This is a genomic window from Chryseobacterium sp. 2P, from assembly GCF_059579425.1.
This window is the reverse complement of sequence record NZ_CM184194.1, coordinates 2,070,287-2,088,820: the sequence shown is the minus strand read 5'-3', so window position 1 is coordinate 2,088,820 and position 18,534 is coordinate 2,070,287. Positions and strand designations below refer to the sequence as shown.

The window sequence follows — 18,534 nt, the reverse complement described above, 5'->3', positions numbered from 1 at the left end:
CTTAATCCGCCCTCCGTTCCCGCTTTTTTGTTCCGCGATGCTGCACAAAAAGAGCTCCACTCAGGTCGGGCTGCGAATTTAGTCATCAGAACAAAAGTTAGCGGAAATCAGAAAACAATTATGAAAATAGTAACAAAAAATATCCATATTCAGGACGAAGTCTTTACATTAACCAATCAGAGAGCATTATTCTGGAAAAAAGAAAAAGCCTTGATCCTGTCAGATCTTCACATTGGAAAAACCGCCCATTTCCGCAAAAACGGAATTGCACTTTCCGATCATATTTTTGAAAATGATCTGCAACGTTTATCTGTTTTAATTGAATATTTTCAGCCGGAAAAATTTATCGTTGTCGGCGATCTGCTTCACGCAGGAGACAATTCCGGAGTAGATAAATTCTGCGAATGGAAAAATGAATTTCCAAATCTTGAATTTCATCTCATAGAAGGCAATCACGACAGAATTTCAAAGAAACTCGAAGCTAAACTCTGTCTTAATTTCAGGGACGAAACCCTAAATATTGATGATTTTTTATTCGTCCACGATTTTCAGAAAAAGAATGAAAAATTTCAGATTACGGGACATATTCATCCCGGATTTGTCATTAATTCTGTGGTAAAAAAAATCAAACTTCCGTGTTTTGTTGTTACGGAAAATCAATTGTTGCTTCCGGCTTTTAGTGAATTCACAGGTTTAGATACAAAAAATCTCCCTAAAAAAGGAAGATTCTATGTTTTTACGGATGCTGAAATTTATGAGATTTAGAAGAAAATTTAAATAAAATCAGTTTAAAATTTTCTTCATCATCAGATCCGTCTGTTCGTCATTTCCCAAACGGAAAATATGCTTGTCAAATTCTTCAAAACCATTCTTTTTGTAAAAATTGACGGCTCGTTTATTTTCTTCCCAAACTCCCAGCCAAATGTATTTTTTGTGATGTGAAACGGCAATATCCAAAGCTTTGCTGTACAAAAGCTGCCCTACTTTTTTACCGTGATGCGAACTTTTCACATAAATTCTTTCAATTTCCACAGACGATTCGTCCTGAAGTTCGGTTTGTGCATTTCCAAAATTAATTTTCAGATAACCTACTGCATTTTCTTCATCACAAGCGATATAAAACTCAGAATGAGAGTTAGTTAATTCTTTTGTCAGTTTTTCTTCCGCAAAACTTTCGGTAAGATACTTCTGAATCTGCTCTTCTGAGTTATGAGGTGCAAAAGTTTCATAAAAGGTCTCTTTTCCTATTTTCTGAATGATTTCAAGATCACTAAGAGAAGCTTTTTTAATGATAATTGCCTCCATTTTTACGAAAATAAAATTTTATTAAACGCTTCCGAAGCCAGATGAACCTGAACAGCCCAATCGTCCGCAGCATCACTTCCTGCATCGTCGGAAATATATTTCAGGCACAGGAAAGGAATTTCTTCCTTCATCGCGATCAAAGCCAGAGGATAAGCTTCCATATCCACAATATTATAAACCGTTTCCGAATGATTCATCTCAAAACTGTCGCCGCTTCCGCAGATTCCTTCCGGAAGATCCTGTCTTTTCAAACCATATTCCAAAACGGGCGGAATTCCTGAAAGCGGGGTTTCGTACAGGCTGAAACCAAGTCCTCTTACATCCATATCGCGCTGGATGAATTTTGTACAGCATACAACATCTCCTTTATGGAAACTTTTGCTTCCGGCAGAACCCAGATTAATGATTAGTTTTGGACGTTTACGATAGATTTCTTTCGTTAATTCCATTGCTGCATTTACTTTTCCGATGCCTGTAATCAGTTTATTTTTATCGTTAAATACTTTTCCTGCTTCAGAATCCAAAGCAAAAACAAAAAGAGTGTCTTCAATCAAAAACTGAAGTTCGTCGTTTATTTTTATCATTTAATTAAGCTTAAATTTCACAACCATCTGCATCACAAGAAGCTCCGTTATCCGAAAGATTTTGCAGTGGAGTTACCGTTTCATCGTAAGTCTGCTGCAATGCGCTGGCAAAAAGTTCTACAGGCTGCGCTCCGGAAACCGCATATTTTCCGTTCAGTACGAAAAACGGAACGCCGGAAACGCCATTGTTTCTCGCTTCCATAATATCTTTGCTGATTTCAGTATTATACTCTTCGGAAGCTAAAACTTTCTGAGCTTCTTCCCGATCAATCCCCAAAGAACCGGCAAGATCAACCAGTGTTTCCACATCTCCTACATTTTTACCATCTACAAAATGAGCAATGAAAAGGGCTTCTTCCATTTCGTTTGCCTTATTGTATTTTTTAGCTAAATGCAAAATTTTATGAGCGGAAAATGTATTGGTGATCAATGCTTTTTCGAAATTAAAATCAATTCCGGCTCCGCTTCCCATCTGTTTTACCTGCGCGATCATCTGCTGCGCCTGAGCTTCAGGGAAACCTTTCTTTTCTTTAAAATATTCGGAAGTTGTCTTTGTTTCTTTCGGGTCTAAAGTAGGATCTAACTGAAAACTTTTCCACTCCACTTCTACCTGATCTTTAAAAGGCAGATTTTCCAGTGCTTTTTCAAAATTGTTTTTTCCTATATAACAGAACGGACACATCACATCCGACCAGATTTCTACTTTCATTTTCAATATATTTTTATACTGTTTTAACGCAAAGTGCGCGAAGATTTTTTTAATAGCTATTCGTTTTTAAGTTCACAGAGTCGTTTGACTACGTCGAATCTTAGATTTCACTTAAATAAGCACACAGAGCGTTTTTTTATTTTTAAATTCTTTTTTTCCGGTTTTTTTTAAACAGCAGTACAAAAATACTCAATTTACTGCTAAAAAGTTTACTGCATTTATTGGTTTTGCTGATGAAAGGTATTGACGGAAATATTTCATTGTTTTATAAATATTCAGGAAATTTGCTCCATGAAAATCATACCACTGAAAGAAGGAAATTTTTCTACCAGTAAGACAAAAGATTTTACGCTTTTAACTGAAGAAAATAAAGATACGGTTAAAGGAATCAGAATGTCTGTTACTCCTTTTTTAATCATTACAGAAAATGATACTATTCTTCTGGATGCAGGAATCGGATGGAAAAATGAAGAGGGAAAAACGGTGATTTCAAAAATTCTGGAAAGAGAAAATGTTCATTCTGATCAGATTACCAAAGTTTTGCTTTCTCATCTTCACAAAGACCATATTGAAACCACAATTACCAGAACCGAAAACGGATTTCAACCTACCTTTCCGAATGCGGAAATCTACATCCAGAAGCGTGAACTGGCTTTCGCAATGGAAAACCGAGGAAATTATTCTTTTGATTTTGATACGCTTGAAAAGCTGATCGAACTTGAAAATATTGTCTGGATGGATGAAGACAAGGGAAATATTACGAACGAAATTTCGTTTGAAGTTGTCGGAGGTCACACTCCGTTTATGCAGGTGTTTTGGGTGAAAGAAGAAAATGAGACTGTTTTTTACGGAGCAGATAATCTTCCTCAGCAATCTTATTTAAAATATCATCTGGCTTACAAAAGTGATTTCGACGGAAAAAAGGCAATGAATTTAAGGATGAAATGGGAAAAAGAAGCTATCGAAAACCATTGGAAAGTTTTATTGTACCACGATCTGGATACTGCTGTTCTGGAATTTTAAACAAAAAAAATGGTTTAAAGATCATTAAACCATTTATAAATATCCATCTCAGAAGCAATATTAAGCTTTTTACGAAGCCTGTTCTTACGGTTTTGTATTGCTTTGGGAGTTACAAACGTGTACGTTGCAATCTCTTTAGTCGTTAAATTCAGTTTTAAATAAATACAAAAAATAAGTTCTGAGTTTTTAAGATTGGGCTGGATTGCAGATAATTTACTGAAGAAATCCGGCTCAACCAATCTGAATTTATTCAGCAGACGGGGCGAATTTTCTTTCGCTAATGCTAAAATCTCGTCCTGTACAAAAATCTTTTGGTTTAAATCTTCTAAATTGAATTCAGTCTTTTCGTTTTTCATAATTTCTCATCTCTACTAATTTCTGACGCTTTCCAAAAAAGCTTCAGCATAAATTTCTACGCTCTTTTACTTCGGTTCCGCAGTTAATTTTTTATCGGTTGAAGTAATTTTTCAGTTTTGAATATTTTACTATTTCAATACCATTTATTTGCTTATTTTTTCTTTGTTTTTGAATTTATGCTTAAAATAATATCGTGAAAACAACGATTAAGATTTTAGCCAAAGACAAAGAAAGAAAAAATGATTAAAATTTTATATAATTAAAATACCACATACATACCACGTTATTCTTCGGGCAGCCTTATTTTTCGGGATATTTTTTTTGATATTTTCAATTAACTGTGAACAAAACTAGAAGTTTTTGTCATCTTTTTTTATGATTACAATCAATTGTACATGAAAATATAGTCTAAAGCCGGAACTGAAAAACTTTTTTTCTTTGTAGTATTTTGAAAATCAAAAAATTACCCTCTTTGATACATAAAAGTGATCAGGAAAAATAAATTAGTCCGGACTGTTTAAAATCTAATAACGAAATATGGGATAAATGACTAAAAAAATTAAAGATTCAGTTGTTTCTGGAATTCTTCAAAATATTGCGCGAGATGGAGACCGTCTGCCAAACCGTGATGCGCTTCTATAGAAACCGGAAGAAACTTCTTTCCTTCTCTGATACTGAATTTTCCGAAGGCGATTTTAGGAATGCATTCTTTAGGATCAAAATTCGTAGGATGCAGCAGCGCGCTGAAAGAAGTCCACGGAATAGAAGTATGCCTGATATGATTGATCGGTAAACCATCATTACTGATTCCCAGCCCTTTAGAATTTTGTACGGTTTTTACCTGTTCCTGAAGTCTTTCATTAAAAACTTCAAAATTTTCAGAATAGTGAAAGAATGAAAACCCGAAAGTTCCGTCTTCCCTGCCAATTGTACTTCCCACATGAACCTCATCATATAAAATTACCTCATCATTTACAATTCTCAGTTTCAGGGCATCTACAGAGTTTACAGCTATCATGGATTTGTAAAGATATGCCGCAAAAAACGACTGTTTATTCTTTTTCGCCTCATCATAAGCTTTGGTACAGTCCACTTCCGAAGTAAATCCGAAATAAGGGCTTTTCATTTTAGAAAAAAATTCGAAATGCTCTTTCCTGTCCCAGCTCTCAATATCTATAATCTTCACTATTCTATTTTTTGCAAATGTCTGCAAGATTTATCAATTATAAAAATTATCAGGAAATAAATGCATCCGGCAACGTATTTTTGTACAGGATTTGCAGTAAAATCTCCAGATTATTATTTAAAGTTTGTGTAAACTAATTTTAAATTTAACCGCAAAAGGTACAAAAGAATTTATTGGATTTATTTTAAGTGTTTCAAAAGTCTGCAAAGAGAAAAAAATCTTTGATTTTTTTTAACTTATGTGTTCTTTTTTCATTTAGGTATTAAACTTAAACAACTAAAGTGTTACAATCTTTTGCATCTTTTGCGGTAAAAAAGTTTAAACAAATTTTTCAACAAAACTATTGGAAATGAAAGAAAAAGCAGGATTTATCGGATTGGGAAATATGGGATATCCTATGGCGAAAAATTTAGAAAAAGCGGGAGTTCCGTTATCCGTTTACAACAGAACTCCGGCAAAGGCAGAAGATTTTAAAGAAAATTCTGTTGTTTATGATACGGTGGAAGATGTCGTAAAAAACAGCGATATTATTTTTACGATGCTTACCAATGACGAAGCAGTAAAAGACGTTTATCAGAAAATACTTTCGCTGGATATCTCAGAAAAACTTTTTATTGATATGAGTACGATTTCGCCGGAAATGACGGGAGAAATTTCGAGTGCGGTAAAAATAAAAGAAGCGGGTTTCATTGACGCTCCGGTTGCCGGAAGTACAAAGCCTGCCGCAGAAGGCACACTGCTGATTATGGCGGGTGGAGAAGAAAAAGATCTCAAAAGAGCGGAACCTTATTTACAGAAACTGGGAAAAACTATTAAACATTTGGGTGAAAACGGAAAAGGAATTGCAGCGAAGCTTTCGGTGAACTATTTTCTTTCAGCGATTTATCAGGGACTTGCGGAAACGGTTCTGTTTTCGGATAAACTGGGAATCGACCGTAAAGATATGCTGGAAATCATTAATGAAAGTGCGAGCGGAAGCGGTGCTACCAAAGTAAAAACACCACTTTTAACGGAAGAAAATTATGATCCCGCTTTTGCTTTGGATTTGATGCTGAAAGATATTGTACTGGCAAAGAATGCAGGGGCAGATTTTCCATTGTCTGAAACGTTAATCAGAACGTATCAATCTGCTCATGATGAAGGTTTTGGAAAAGAGGATGTGATCGGAATCATTAATTATCTGAAAAAATAGCGCTCCAAAAAATCTTCTTAAAATATATCGTTTTCTCCGATTTTTCTGTGGATTTTTTTAATTGTGGTCGGGTTTTTGAATAAACAACCGTAATTAAAATCAGTTTTAAAAGAAAATCAATCACAAAAATATAATATTATGTCTACAGAAAATCTTACCCACACGGAAGCGATTAAAAAAATTAAGGAATTATCTGAAAATGCAAGAATCTGTATGTTTTGTACAGAACTGGAGCAACTTCCGATCAATTCCCGCCCGATGTCTCTTCAGGAAACCGATGACGAAGGAAATCTCTGGTTCATCAGTAGCGATACGAGCAACAAAAACTTTGAGATAAGGGATGATAAAAGAGTACAGTTATTTTTCATGAACAATTCTGATTATGAATATCTTTCAGTGTATGGAGAAGCTGCCATCTGTAAAGACCGATCGACAATTGAAGATAAATGGTCGCCAATGGCAAAAGCATGGTTTGAGGAAGGAAAAGATGATCCGAATGTATCAATTATCCGTGTAGAACCGAAAGAAACCTATTACTGGAATACAAAAGCCGGAAAACTAGTAAGTCTTTTCAATTTTGTAACTTCGGCCATTACAGGAAATACAACGGATAATTCCGACGGCGTGGAAGGAAAAGCAACGGTTTAAGATTTGTTTAAAATAATTTGAAAAATGGTTTGTGTATCAGCACAGTTCGTTTTTCGGTTAAATAAAAAGCAGTGGAGAAATTCACTGCTTTTGTTTTGTTTGATGGTTAAAAATTTTTCACAAATCCGATTCCTACATTTCCTTTCTGATAGTAAGGCATCATCATTGCCTGAGATTTTTCCGGCTTTCCGCCTAAGAGTTTATTGATTTTCGGATAAAGCCAGTACGCAAGTTCCGTAGACAAAATCCCGAATCCTGCTCCGCCAATAACATCTCCGAACCAGTGTTTGTCATTCAGCATCCGATACACTCCTGTAAAAACGGCTAAAGAATACCCCGAAATTCCCAGCAAAAGATTGTGGTCTTTATATTCCCTGAACATAAACTGCGCCGATGCAAATGCAATTGCCGTATGCCCCGAAGGAAAAGAAAGCCTGTTGGAATGATCCGGTCTTTCTTCTTTTACAGCGTGTTTCAGCGGAATAGTAATGGCGGAAGTTATCATCATGGAAGTTCCGTAGATAATGCTTCTGTCACGGAAATTATGTTTTCCTTTTACTCCGAGCGCATTCAGACCATAGACTAAAACTGCGGGAGCAAATTGTGTATAATTATCCAGTTTAATATGATCCGGTTTATGTTCGCTTATTTCGTATTGCGTAGAAGAATTCAGGTTTTTTAGTTCATCAATGCTCAGACTGGCAATTCCGTAAGAAATCAGTACGGTAGGAACGATAAGCTTTTTATAGCTGAACTGATGCGTCTTATCTTCAGGAAGACTTTTAAGAACCATTGCAGAATCTGCATTATCCTGAAACTGCAGGCTGTCCGCTTCCTGAGCGGAAATCAGTTGAACACTTCCGACAATCAAAAATAGTCCTGCAAAGAATTTTTTCATATAATAAAATTTAATGATGAAAAGATCAGAGTATGAATATACATAATATTATTTTTCAAATATAAGCGAAATCTTAAAATACAGTTTTACATAATTTTCATGCTTATCGGGAATTGCATAAAATAACCCACACAAAAATGTGTGGGCTAAAGCTAATTTATAAAATAAGGCTGAGTTTTATCCGTTAACAACGATTCCTCCGTTCGGATGCAGAACCTGTCCGGTAAACTGTGCAGCGTCTTCGCCTGCCAAAAAAAGGAAACTGGAGGCAATTTCTTCTGGTGTAGCATTTCTTTCAAAAGGAGGTTTGTCCGGATCTTCTTCCTCTTCATCAAAAGTTTCTTTGGTTAATGGAGTTGCTACAGGTCCCGGAGCAACGGCATTTACACGGATTCCTTTAGGTCTTGCCTGCAATGCCAGAGATCTTGTAAAAGAAACAATGGCACCTTTTGTTGCTGAATAATCGAGGAGTTCAGGATGTCCCTGATAAGCCACTGCGGAAGTGGTATTGATGATAGAACTTCCCTCTTTCAGATACGGAAAAACAACCTTCGTTAATAAAATCATACCGATTATATTTGAATTGAATGTTGTCCGGATATTTTCTTCTTCGAGTTCTTCGATACTTTTTGAAGGAAACTGTGTTCCGGCATTATTAACAAGAATATCAACCTTTCCGAATTCTGAAATAACTTTTGAGGTTACCTCTTCACAAAATTCATAATCATTAATATCTCCTTTGTAAACAGAACATTTTATTCCTGCAGCTTCAATTTCTGATTTCGCTTTTTCTGCATCTTTTTCATCGGAATGATAGATAATCGCAATATCTGCTCCTTCTTCAGCAAAAAGTAGCGCAACAGCCTTTCCAATTCCACTGTCGGCTCCTGTGATAAGAGCGGTTTTACCGTCTAATTTCAATTTCCTCATTATTTCAAAATTAAAAGCTGATTGATCTCACTTTTAAAACAGCCTAAAATAAATTCGGTGTAATACAACTGAGCGTTCAAAGCCTGTGTTTTCGGATGAAGTTCCAGTTTTTTAGTGAGAACAATTTCTCCTTTGTAGGCAAAAGAAAAGTAAGCAAAAATCTTATACGAAGAATTACGGATCGGCGTACAATATCCTGTTGTGGCAATAGACCAGTCGGATTCGAAAAACTTTGCGACATTAAGAGCCATAGTTTCTGCGATATTTTCCGAAACGCAGTCACATTCTTCACCTTCTGTCTGATCTACATTCAGAAGTCTCACTTTTTCGGGTAAAGTATAGGCTGTCATTCCGCCTTTGTAAAACAATGATGCATTGGGCATTTGTGAAAAGGCAAGCTGTAAACATCCGGAGGTTACGCTTTCTACCACAGAAATTGTTTCATCAGCGGTAATCAGCGACTGACTGATGTAATCTAAGAGGTTTTTTTGAAATTCCATAATCTTTACTATTTTATGTGGTTGTGGTGTATATCTAATTTTTGTCTTTTCAGATCAAAATTTATTACGTGTTTCTTTCGGCTTCAAACTCCCAGACTCTGTGGCTGGCAATTGCCTGTATAAATTTACTGTCAGGCTCAGGATCTTCCCAGGTTACAATGGCAGAATCTTCATGTTTTCTTAAACCGACATTGCTGTTTTTGTAAAGTGCTTCTGTACCTTCATCAAAATAAATTGCTTTGCAGTGTTTGTACGCTTCATTAATGAAATGTAACACTTTGTGCTTGTTGTCCGCTTTCATAAGCTCTTTTGCGGAATCTTCTCCTGCACCGATGAACAGGGCATCAAAACATACGCTTGCTGTACTTGTGAGGGAGTGTTTTGGCGTTAAGGCAGATCCGCTGTCCGTCTTTACCGGAGCTAAACTGGGTGCAATGATTTCAACAACTGCATTCTCACTTTCCAGTTTATTTTTTAGATCATTTATAGTGCCAAAATTGGCTCCATCAGCGATAATAAAGCCAATTTTTCTTCCCTGAATGGTATTTTTTACGGTATTTGCCATGCTTAAAGCTTCAGAAGCTCTCGTATGTGCTTCTCTTTCTTCACTTTGCAGATCTGTAGGATTGCTGTCTGCCGGAAGGCTTTTATTAGGGAATTCCAGCTCTTTTACTTCAACGCCTACATTTAAGGCAACCGTCTTTGCTAAGGATTTATCAATGAAATTAAGCTGTCCCACCATTCTTTCTCTGATTTCCGGAATGGTGACTTTCGACAATTCAAAAATCAGGGCATTCTGAAGATGGGTTTTCTCATGATCGGTCTGGCTGTTGTAAAATAATTTTGCCTGAGAATAATGATCTACAAAGCTTTCACTTCTGGCTCTTATTTTTGTTCCTGAAACTCTTTCCTGATGTGAAGTAAATCCTCCTTCCGACATCATTGCCTGAAAAGGGCATCCTCCTCCGATGGAATTGGGTTCGTAGCTTACTTTTCCTTTCACGATCTGCTGTCTCATGTGTCCGTCACGCTGATTGTTGTGAACGGTATTTACAGATCTGTTGATTGGAATTTCATGAAAATTGGGCGAACCTAGTCTTGAAAGCTGTGTATCTGTATAGGAAAATAATCTTCCTTGCAGAAGCGGATCGTTGGTAAAATCGATTCCGGGAACAAGATGTCCCGGATGAAAAGCCACCTGCTCTGTTTCAGCAAAGAAATTATCAGGATTTCTGTTTAAAGTTAATGTTCCGAAAATTTCTACCGGTACTTCTTCTTCAGGAATAATTTTGGTGGGATCGAGAAGATCAAAATCGAATTTATCTTCATCTTCTTCGGGAATTAATTGTACTCCGAAATCCCATTCCGGAAAATTTCCGCTTTCAATAGATTCCCAAAGATCTCTTTTATGGAAATCCGGATCTACTCCGGAAATTTTCTGCGCTTCGTCCCATGCTACGGAATGTACTCCCAATTTCGGCTTGAAATGAAATTTTACAAAATGGGCTTTTCCTTCATCATTAATAAATCTGAAGGTATGAACGCCGAACCCTTCCATTCTGCTGAAACTTCTCGGGATGGCTCTGTCACTCATCAGCCACATAATCATGTGCATACTTTCGGGCATCAGCGAGATAAAATCCCAGAATGTATCGTGCGCCGAAGCTGCCTGCGGAATTTCGTTATGAGGTTCCGGTTTTACGGCATGTACAAGATCCGGAAATTTAATGGCATCCTGAATAAAAAAAACAGGCATATTGTTTCCTACAAGATCATAATTTCCTTCTTCTGTGTAGAATTTTACGGCAAAACCTCTTACGTCTCTTGCCAGATCTGTACTTCCTCTGCTTCCTGCAACCGTAGAAAACCGAACGAAAACAGGAGTTTCTTTTCCTACTTCAGTTAAAAATTTAGCTTTTGTATATTGTTTAAGGCTTTTATTTAATGTAAAAACGCCGTGCGCTCCCGATCCGCGTGCATGAACAATTCTTTCGGGAATTCTTTCGTGATCAAAGTGGGTAATTTTTTCTCTCAGAATAAAGTCTTCCAGTAAAGTGGCGCCTCTTTCTCCGGCTTTCAGGGAGTTCTGGTTGTCGTTAATCTTTAAACCCTGATTAGTGGTAAGTTTCGTCTCTTCGTTGGATGTTTTGTGTGATTCAAGCTGATTCAGCTTATCGTTTGTCGGTTTTTTGTCTTTCATAATTCTTATATTTTGTGGTTTGTTTTTGTAAGTGGCAAAATAAAAACGGATGCGGTTCTATTTCAGTTTTGCCGGTTCACTTTCGGTATTTTTTATATATTTTTCGAAATAGTGAAGGTCTTCTTTGCATTTAACGGAGAGGTAAAACATAATCTGTTCCGGTTCTCTTATTCCTATAGTATCTGCACCGTAAAATTTTGCAATCAATGCCTTTATATCTTCATTTTCAGAATCTTTTAAAACAATAAAAAGCAGAAAAATATTTTCCCTGATTTCTTTGGCATAGATTTCAGCGCCTTCTTCAAACCATTTTCCCCTGTTTTTAATTTTTGTAAAATGATCTGATTCTAAGTTTTTTACAATATTTCTGCAATTCATCTATTTAATTATCTTAGTTAAAAGCCATATAGAAAAAATCTACATGGCTTATTTATATTATTCTTCCTGCTCTGCGTCGAAATTGATGTAGGTTTCGGCGATCTCCGTAAGATCATAGTCTGTGTCTTCTTCCTCCTGAAGCGTTTTTTCCAGAAGATCTGCGGCTTTGTCGTGTCCCATGGTAATGGCAAGCTGAGCAAGTCCGCCGTAAGTGGCGATTTCGTAATGTTCAACTTTCTGGGCTGCGATAATAAGTGCTGCATCACGCGTCATAGAACCTTCTTCGGTAGATTTTATAATTTCCTCTCCTTCTTCGATGATTCCTTTAATTGCCTTGCATTCTTTTTTTTCGGGAGTTTCATCAATCAGTTTAAAAACTTTTTCAAGTCGGCTTACGTGCTTTTTCGTCTGAAGCTGATGATCTTCGAAAGCTTCCTTTAATTCTTCCGTTGTAGCAGCTTCCTGCATTTTGTCTAAGGCATCAATAATTGCATTTTCCGCGAAATAGATGTCTTTAAGTGCAGAAACAAAAAATTTATGAAGCGGAGAATTTTTCATCTCACTTTCATTTACGGAAGCATTATCTGCCTGTATGTTTTTTTTAGATGCAGAAACTGCTGTTTCTGCAGTTGCCGAAGAATCTTTAACCGTGCTGTTATCTTTATTTTCTGTGGTTTTGGTTGCCATAATTTTGCTTTTGGTGTTTAAGTTTATGAAAAGATTACCCCTTTACATAATCACAAATAAAGAGGTAATCTGAAAAAGAATTATGAATTACGTCTGCCTCCGAATCCCGATCTGCCGGAACCTGAAGATCTTCCGCCTCCGTGAGAAGCCTGCCCTCCCATACGAGCGATTCTCGTACGTTCGGCTTTGCTCATTGATGCGAAACCTCTTCTTGAAGTACCGTTACCAGATCCTGAACTGGAGCTTCGACCTGAACCGCTGCTGTTTCCTGATCTTGAACCTGAACCTGAGTTTCCTCTGCTGCTTCCTGAATTGGAATTCGATGATCTTCCGGAGTTTGAGCCGGAACCCGAACCAGATCTTCCGCCACTGTTTCTGCTTCCTCTCGGTCTTCCCGGATTATCGTGTCTGTGGTCATAATTATCGTCGTTAGAGTTGCCGGAAGACGACCTTCCTCTTCCGCCGGATCTTGAACCCGATCCTGATCCTGATCTGCCGGAATTTGAACCTGAAGATCTTCCCGATCCGCTGCGCGAACCTCCTCTTCCGCTTCCTGAAGTAAATCTTCCCTGGCTGTCTCTCTGCTGATTTCCGTTTCCGCTTCGTCCTCTTCCACGACCTCTGTTGTCGTTATCGTCTTCATCGTCGTCGTAATCTTCATCATCATAGTCATCGTCGTCGTAATCTTCATCATCATAGTCGTCGTAGCTGTTTTCATAATCATCGTCTTCATCATCAAAGTAATCTTCATACTCTGAGAAGTCATCATCATAATCTTCATCATTTTGGGCATCGTTATACCCGTGATCGTATCCTAACTGGTAGATTTCCTCAAGATTGCTTGATGAGTCTGAATTTCCTCTTGAACTACGGTTTCCTGAATTTCTAGTGTTCATAACTGTTTTTTTTATGTTAATATTTAGTGATGTGTATTGCCGGCCGTGACTAGTATTTAGACAGCAATGGTTTTGGTTTTAGTAATAAAAAGATTTAAAAAAAAGCAAATGCTTTTACTGTTTCTCTTATCGAGAACTGAAAGAATGAATATGAATTATATACTCAAATGTACAACTGAAATGTCCCTTATTTTTATGACTGAGGTCACAATTGCAGGATTAATATAAAATTTTTCGGCTTTCTATTTTTAAACTGCCTTCTTTTTCCATTTTTTTCAGGGTTCTGATGACTGTTTCTACTCTTAAGCCTGTAAGATTGGCAATCTGCTGTCTGGTAAGGTCTACATGAAAACACTGTTCGCAATCTCCTTCATGGTAGCTTTTCAGATAATCCAGTAAGCCTTTTAATCTTGTTACGGGGTTTAAGGAAGACATATTCTGAAGCATAATGGCTTTAAAATAAAGTCTTTGAGAAAGACAGTGGTTCATTTCTAAAGAAATTTTCGGATTTTTTTCGAGAAGTTCCAAAAAACTGTTTTTCGGAAGTCTGATAATTTCTGTATCTGTAATACAGATGGCATTCATTGCGTAAAATTTTTCTAAGAAGAGCATGGGATCTCCAAAGCTGTTTTTTTCTCCTAAAATGTTATGAATAAATTCTTTTCCCTCTTCATTATAGCTGTTTTGCTTCACTTTACCGCTGATAATCTGGTAGTAATACAAAGCTGTATCTCCTTCTTTATAGATTATTTCTTTCGCCTTATAAAATCTATCTTCTGCTCCGAATTCATATAATAATTCCGGATCAATGTTCATGCAGCTTATAGTTTTCATATCTTAGAATTTTAACAATTCTCCAGCAAAAAAAAGACCATATGTCTTATAATCAGTACAATATTTTTCTGTTCCGGATTTGCAGAAGTTTGTCTCTCTCCATCACCTTAATGGCTCTGATGGCTGTTTCCACGCAAAGTCCCGTAAGACCAGCCATTTGCTGTCTTGTAAGGGGGATCATAAAGGAATACGGAGCCTGTTCTTCCTGAAAACTTTTTAGATAATCCATGAGGGTTTTCAATTTTGCGGCAGGACTCTGACTGGCTAAATTCTGAGACATAATCAGGCCATAATACAATCTTTCAGACATAAAAACATTTATATCCTGAGATATTTCCGGATATAATTTTAGTAAATCTAAAAATATATATTTCGGAAGTTTCAGAACTTCGCAGTTTGTAAGGGCAACAGCATTTACAGGATAAGGTTTATCTATAAATAAAAGAGACTCTCCGATGCTATGTCCGTCTTCCAAAATAGTCTGTATACTTTCCTTTCCGTCTTCGTTAAAGTTATTAAGCTTTACCTCTCCTTTAATGATCTGATAGTAATAACCGGGATAGCTTCCTTCTGTAAATATGCTTTCCGAGGGTTTGTAATTTTTAATACTCGCTCCTACTGAATGCAAAATTTCTTCTTTAATAACCATATTAGCTGTTTTTTGATATTTCTTAATACTGAAGCATTCCTAGTAGAAATAAAATTGGATATAAATTTAATCAGTACAAAAATCGAACCTTAATCTGTTAAAAATTAAGAAGTTGAATATTGTATGGGTTAAATCTTTTAAGCAGATATTGCTTTTTATGAATAGTTTAAATGTATAGAATCTAAACCCGCTTTAAATTATAAAACGGGTTCGGTTATAATTGTTGGAGATTATTTTACAGTTCGTGTGCTGTCCGATCCTGTTCCTCCGGAGCGGGGTGTTGTGGTGTTTGTACTGTCGTTCTTTGGAATAGAATCATTAGACATCGGCGTGGTAGTATTTACAGAAGGATCTGTTACAACAGTCGAATCATACCCCGAATCAGAATTAGAGGTTGTTGAGTTTTCTTTTTTCTGACAGCTCAATACGAGAATGCCCAAAAGGGCAATCGATGCGATACATTTCATAATATTATATTTTAAGTGGTGTGATACTTCAAAAGTAGGATAATATTATGTTAAGTATTTATGACCTTGGTCATAAGAAAAAATCACACGAAATAAAAGCAATATAATAAATTGAAAATCAACTGTTTAATAATTAAAAAACATTTTTTTATTAAGCTATTGTGGTCTTTTTTCATTTACAGCCGTAAAGTTCAGTTTATCTTTTGTGGTTATGTAAAAGTTTAAAAAGACTCATTTAAAAATTATTTGCTGTCCGGAACGAAATTTTTCCTTGCAAGTTCTTTTCTTACACGGCTTAAACTTTCGGGAGTAATCCCAAGATAAGAGGCAATCATCCATTGTGGAACTCTCAGCAGGAGATCCGGATACATTTTAATGAATTTCATATATCTTTCTTCTGCAGTTTCTGCCAAAAGGGAATTGATTCTGTCCTGAAGACTTTTGATGTGTTTCTGAAGGAGTATATCGCTTTTTTCCAGACTGTCGGGAAATTCCCCGATCAGTTTATTGATAAAATCCGGATGCAGCAGTAGTACTTCGGAATCTTCTACCGCTTCAATATAATACACGGACTTTTCGTTAAAATAAAGACTGCTCCGGTCTGAAGTAAGCCAGCTTTCGGGCGCAAACTGGATGATATGTTCTTTGCCGTTTTTATCGATGGAGTACATTTTCAGAAGTCCTTTTTCCACGAAATAAATATATCTGCAGACTTCACCGTACTGTAAAAGAAACTGGTTTTTCTGCACTTTTTTTACCTCATAATGCAGGCTGCACATATTCACTTTTTCCAAAGGAACATTCAAAACTTTTGCTAGATAATTATTTATATTCGTCATTATACAATTTGGTCTACCGATATATTCTGGTGAGAAGCGTTGTTTACAGCCTTTCCGTTTTCTATTACAATAAGCTGCGGACTTTGGTGCGTTACTCCGAGATCTTCAGCAATCTTATTGGAAACCGGTCTGTGAGCCAGCAAATCTAAGTAATATAAATCTATTTTCTGATCCAGATTTTCTATTTCTTTCTCAAAATTTCTCAACACGGTTTTGCTGATAAAGCAACTTGTTGAATGCTTGAATATTGCTATCCTGTGCTGAAAAGAATCCTGGATGGCTTTTTCCAGATCTTCTTCAGATTCTATCTTTTTCCAGAACGATTTCTGCTCCGGTGTATCTTCTTTTCCGCCAAATATTTTATCAAAAAAACTCATGTACTAAACTGTTTTAAGTGATGATCCAGATGTTTATATTCTAAAAATCCCCAGTCTTTTTCTTTCATTTGTCCAAAAAGCACGTGTTGAAGGGGCAAATTTCCTGTCTTAAAAGTTACTTTGTAGTCTTCAAGCGTTTTCAGGAGGTTCGCTTTTTCTGAATTAAAATCACATTCAAAATTAACAATAAGTTTTTGAAAAGTCGGCATATTTCGGGGAATTCCGTTATTAAAAATTTGCATTTCCAATTTTGTAACAATTCCTATCCAGCGGAAAAAAATGTTTATGGGCGTAAGCTGTAATTTTCTCTGCGGAATTAACAGGACATAACTGCAATGCCTCATCATCTGACAGACATCCATTTTCCCCCATTTTCTGGGTGAATTTTGCTTTAGCCCTGAAATTCTCTGTACAATTTCATTAAAATCTTCAGGATTATGGAGACTTTTTTTTACCAACCTTTTTCTTTCTTCAAAGTTTCGATGTGCGCAAAATGATGATTGCAATGCCATACGTAAAGCGCAAGATGGCTCCTTAAATTGTAGTCTTTATTGTGTTCCGGATGATGAAAAGTTCTTTCAAACTGTTTATTGGTCATACTTTTCAGTAAAGCTGTCCATCTCTGGTGCGTTCCTTTCAGCATTCTCATGGCAGGTTTTACAGGCATATTGAGACTGTCCTGAAGTTCTGCCCATTTTGCTTCGTCGTAAGGTCTTATCGTAGGATTATCTTCGGTAAGAGCCAGTTTCAGACGCATAAAACTATTGATATGGCTGTCTGCCAGATGATTCACAACCTGCCTCACTGTCCATCCGCCTTCTCTGTATGGAGTATCTAACTGCTCGTCGTTAAAGTTTTCGATCAGGTTTTTCAGCCTTCCGGGAAAGTCTTTAATTACTTTAATATATTCATCAAGTGTAACATCACAAATATTTTCAGGCTCCTGATACTTTCCTATCGGAAATTTCTTTTGTTCTAAGTTGTTCATCTTTAATTATAGTTTTTAATACACTAAACAGAATTACTGCATCTTTATCTTTTAAGTAGTACAACATTTTGTTGTTATAATTATCTTCTCTGGAGAAAATCATAAAGTGATGGCGATATTGTTTCAATTCCAGATCTTCAAACAATATTTCTTTCTTATTGAATCTGATTCTGTCTTCATCAATTTCTATTCCTGAAATATTGATTTTCTCGTTATTCCTATATTTTGAAAGATAATTATGTACAATTTCATTAATGAATTTTTCCCACAATTCATCAACAATATCACAATACAACTGATGTTTTTCGTCTAATTTTCTTCTGTAAAAAAGTTTGAAAAATATTTTGAGTTCTTTGTCTGATTTATTTCGGATAAAAATCTGATATTCTCTTCCGATAGTAAATTTATATCCGTCGATGAAGTGAATACCGTAACGAATTCCGGCAATATCCTCCTTTTTGATGATGGTAAAAAGATCATTCTTTTGATCTTTATTTTCAAATTTTATAAAATTGTCGTCAATGATTAATGATCTTTTCCGTGTATCAAATAATCCGCGAACAATAGTAAATTCTTTCATAAAATTCCGGTTTGTCTGAAATTATTGTCCAGACATTTTTTTGAATATTAGTTTTTGTAAATGTATTTAAAATTCGTGAATCTGAACTGAGATCAGGTTTAATAATTTGAGAAATAGTATTATTCGTCGGATTGTCATAAAAAAACTACTCCGAATCTTTCCAAATTATTCTTATTTTAAATGCAATTTTTGTGAGACAATTAAAGAATTTCCAAAAAAAAGCCCCAATTTAACATTGAAGCTTTATGTCTTATTATTTTTTGTTTAAAAATTTAAATAAAATATTCTTGTTGGAAAATGCAAAGAC

General features: G+C 36.0%; 24 protein-coding genes. 4 read left to right on the top strand and 20 right to left on the bottom strand.

Annotated elements, in window-relative coordinates; all coding sequences use genetic code 11:
* The first annotated feature begins 120 nt into the window (after nucleotides 1–120).
* The gene (gene pdeM / locus AC52CF_RS09570) at nucleotides 121–765 is read left to right on the top strand and encodes a ligase-associated DNA damage response endonuclease PdeM (RefSeq protein WP_214589798.1); all 645 of its coding nucleotides are present in this window, start codon (nucleotides 121–123) and stop codon (nucleotides 763–765) included.
* An 18-nt stretch (nucleotides 766–783) separates the two neighbouring features.
* On the opposite strand, the gene AC52CF_RS09565 is transcribed toward pdeM, so the two are convergent.
* The 3 genes from AC52CF_RS09565 to AC52CF_RS09555 are packed head-to-tail and all read right to left on the bottom strand — an operon-like array spanning nucleotide 784 to nucleotide 2,598.
* Complete coding sequence (locus tag AC52CF_RS09565; protein WP_496518107.1) at nucleotides 784–1,305, bottom strand: GNAT family N-acetyltransferase; 522 nt, start codon at nucleotides 1,303–1,305, stop codon at nucleotides 784–786.
* Nucleotides 1,306–1,307: 2 nt separating this feature from the next.
* Nucleotides 1,308–1,889, bottom strand: coding sequence for a 5'-methylthioadenosine/S-adenosylhomocysteine nucleosidase family protein (locus AC52CF_RS09560; protein ID WP_336732575.1), 582 nt, complete (start codon nucleotides 1,887–1,889; stop codon nucleotides 1,308–1,310).
* 10 nt (nucleotides 1,890–1,899) lie between these two features.
* Entirely contained in the window at nucleotides 1,900–2,598 is a 699-nt protein-coding gene (locus AC52CF_RS09555) for a DsbA family oxidoreductase (protein WP_336732574.1), read from the bottom strand.
* 291 nt (nucleotides 2,599–2,889) lie between these two features.
* Here AC52CF_RS09555 and AC52CF_RS09550 point away from each other — a divergent pair, with 291 nt between their 5' ends.
* On the top strand, nucleotides 2,890–3,621 hold the full coding sequence (locus AC52CF_RS09550) for an MBL fold metallo-hydrolase (RefSeq protein ID WP_336732573.1): 732 nt from the start codon (nucleotides 2,890–2,892) through the stop codon (nucleotides 3,619–3,621).
* 14 nt (nucleotides 3,622–3,635) lie between these two features.
* Here AC52CF_RS09550 and AC52CF_RS09545 read toward each other — a convergent pair whose 3' ends face one another.
* Together AC52CF_RS09545 and AC52CF_RS09540 are read right to left on the bottom strand one after the other, a co-directional pair.
* Nucleotides 3,636–3,977 carry a helix-turn-helix transcriptional regulator gene (locus tag AC52CF_RS09545; RefSeq protein WP_214589802.1) on the bottom strand — a complete coding sequence of 114 codons (342 nt, stop codon included), beginning with the start codon at nucleotides 3,975–3,977 and terminating at the stop codon, nucleotides 3,636–3,638.
* 560 nt (nucleotides 3,978–4,537) lie between these two features.
* Complete coding sequence (locus AC52CF_RS09540) at nucleotides 4,538–5,164, bottom strand: CatA-like O-acetyltransferase (RefSeq protein ID WP_496518106.1); 627 nt, start codon at nucleotides 5,162–5,164, stop codon at nucleotides 4,538–4,540.
* 349 nt (nucleotides 5,165–5,513) lie between these two features.
* Between AC52CF_RS09540 and AC52CF_RS09535 the strand changes: the two genes are divergently transcribed.
* Nucleotides 5,514–6,356 carry an NAD(P)-dependent oxidoreductase gene (locus tag AC52CF_RS09535; protein WP_214589804.1) on the top strand — a complete coding sequence of 281 codons (843 nt, stop codon included), beginning with the start codon at nucleotides 5,514–5,516 and terminating at the stop codon, nucleotides 6,354–6,356.
* Between the two features lie 138 nt (nucleotides 6,357–6,494).
* Nucleotides 6,495–7,004 carry a pyridoxamine 5'-phosphate oxidase family protein gene (locus AC52CF_RS09530; protein ID WP_375181587.1) on the top strand — a complete coding sequence of 170 codons (510 nt, stop codon included), beginning with the start codon at nucleotides 6,495–6,497 and terminating at the stop codon, nucleotides 7,002–7,004.
* A 106-nt stretch (nucleotides 7,005–7,110) separates the two neighbouring features.
* On the opposite strand, the gene AC52CF_RS09525 is transcribed toward AC52CF_RS09530, so the two are convergent.
* From AC52CF_RS09525 to AC52CF_RS09455, 15 genes are all read right to left on the bottom strand, one after another.
* The gene (locus AC52CF_RS09525; RefSeq protein WP_214589806.1) at nucleotides 7,111–7,902 is read right to left on the bottom strand and encodes a phosphatase PAP2 family protein; all 792 of its coding nucleotides are present in this window, start codon (nucleotides 7,900–7,902) and stop codon (nucleotides 7,111–7,113) included.
* Between the two features lie 177 nt (nucleotides 7,903–8,079).
* A complete protein-coding gene (locus tag AC52CF_RS09520; protein WP_250902151.1) occupies nucleotides 8,080–8,832 on the bottom strand; it encodes an SDR family oxidoreductase in 753 nt (250 codons plus the stop codon).
* A complete protein-coding gene (locus AC52CF_RS09515; protein ID WP_214589807.1) occupies nucleotides 8,832–9,332 on the bottom strand; it encodes a CinA family protein in 501 nt (166 codons plus the stop codon). The genes AC52CF_RS09520 and AC52CF_RS09515 overlap by 1 nt, the downstream gene beginning before the upstream one ends.
* Nucleotides 9,333–9,396: 64 nt before the next feature.
* On the bottom strand, nucleotides 9,397–11,532 hold the full coding sequence (locus AC52CF_RS09510) for a catalase (RefSeq protein ID WP_496518105.1): 2,136 nt from the start codon (nucleotides 11,530–11,532) through the stop codon (nucleotides 9,397–9,399).
* 57 nt (nucleotides 11,533–11,589) lie between these two features.
* Nucleotides 11,590–11,910: a hypothetical protein gene (locus AC52CF_RS09505; RefSeq protein WP_214589809.1), complete on the bottom strand. Its 321-nt coding sequence runs from the start codon at nucleotides 11,908–11,910 to the stop codon at nucleotides 11,590–11,592.
* 57 nt (nucleotides 11,911–11,967) lie between these two features.
* Complete coding sequence (locus AC52CF_RS09500; protein ID WP_214589810.1) at nucleotides 11,968–12,597, bottom strand: ferritin-like domain-containing protein; 630 nt, start codon at nucleotides 12,595–12,597, stop codon at nucleotides 11,968–11,970.
* Nucleotides 12,598–12,677: 80 nt separating this feature from the next.
* Nucleotides 12,678–13,493: a KGG domain-containing protein gene (locus AC52CF_RS09495; protein ID WP_214589811.1), complete on the bottom strand. Its 816-nt coding sequence runs from the start codon at nucleotides 13,491–13,493 to the stop codon at nucleotides 12,678–12,680.
* Nucleotides 13,494–13,712: 219 nt separating this feature from the next.
* Nucleotides 13,713–14,327, bottom strand: a complete 615-nt coding sequence (locus AC52CF_RS09490) for a Crp/Fnr family transcriptional regulator (RefSeq protein WP_235130737.1) — start codon at nucleotides 14,325–14,327, stop codon at nucleotides 13,713–13,715.
* Between the two features lie 52 nt (nucleotides 14,328–14,379).
* On the bottom strand, nucleotides 14,380–14,976 hold the full coding sequence (locus AC52CF_RS09485; protein ID WP_214589812.1) for a Crp/Fnr family transcriptional regulator: 597 nt from the start codon (nucleotides 14,974–14,976) through the stop codon (nucleotides 14,380–14,382).
* A 230-nt stretch (nucleotides 14,977–15,206) separates the two neighbouring features.
* Complete coding sequence (locus AC52CF_RS09480) at nucleotides 15,207–15,443, bottom strand: hypothetical protein (RefSeq protein ID WP_214589813.1); 237 nt, start codon at nucleotides 15,441–15,443, stop codon at nucleotides 15,207–15,209.
* A 242-nt stretch (nucleotides 15,444–15,685) separates the two neighbouring features.
* Nucleotides 15,686–16,282 (bottom strand): Crp/Fnr family transcriptional regulator, encoded by a 597-nt coding sequence (locus AC52CF_RS09475; RefSeq protein ID WP_214589814.1) that lies wholly within the window; start codon nucleotides 16,280–16,282, stop codon nucleotides 15,686–15,688.
* Complete coding sequence (ytxJ, locus tag AC52CF_RS09470) at nucleotides 16,282–16,659, bottom strand: bacillithiol system redox-active protein YtxJ (RefSeq protein ID WP_214589815.1); 378 nt, start codon at nucleotides 16,657–16,659, stop codon at nucleotides 16,282–16,284. Before ytxJ ends, AC52CF_RS09475 begins: the two co-directional genes overlap by 1 nt.
* Complete coding sequence (locus AC52CF_RS09465; RefSeq protein WP_375181837.1) at nucleotides 16,656–17,117, bottom strand: DUF1569 domain-containing protein; 462 nt, start codon at nucleotides 17,115–17,117, stop codon at nucleotides 16,656–16,658. Before AC52CF_RS09465 ends, ytxJ begins: the two co-directional genes overlap by 4 nt.
* The gene (locus AC52CF_RS09460; RefSeq protein ID WP_214589817.1) at nucleotides 17,111–17,647 is read right to left on the bottom strand and encodes a YfiT family bacillithiol transferase; all 537 of its coding nucleotides are present in this window, start codon (nucleotides 17,645–17,647) and stop codon (nucleotides 17,111–17,113) included. The genes AC52CF_RS09465 and AC52CF_RS09460 overlap by 7 nt, the downstream gene beginning before the upstream one ends.
* On the bottom strand, nucleotides 17,595–18,227 hold the full coding sequence (locus tag AC52CF_RS09455; protein WP_375181838.1) for a hypothetical protein: 633 nt from the start codon (nucleotides 18,225–18,227) through the stop codon (nucleotides 17,595–17,597). The genes AC52CF_RS09460 and AC52CF_RS09455 overlap by 53 nt, the downstream gene beginning before the upstream one ends.
* Between the last annotated feature and the right edge of the window lie 307 nt (nucleotides 18,228–18,534).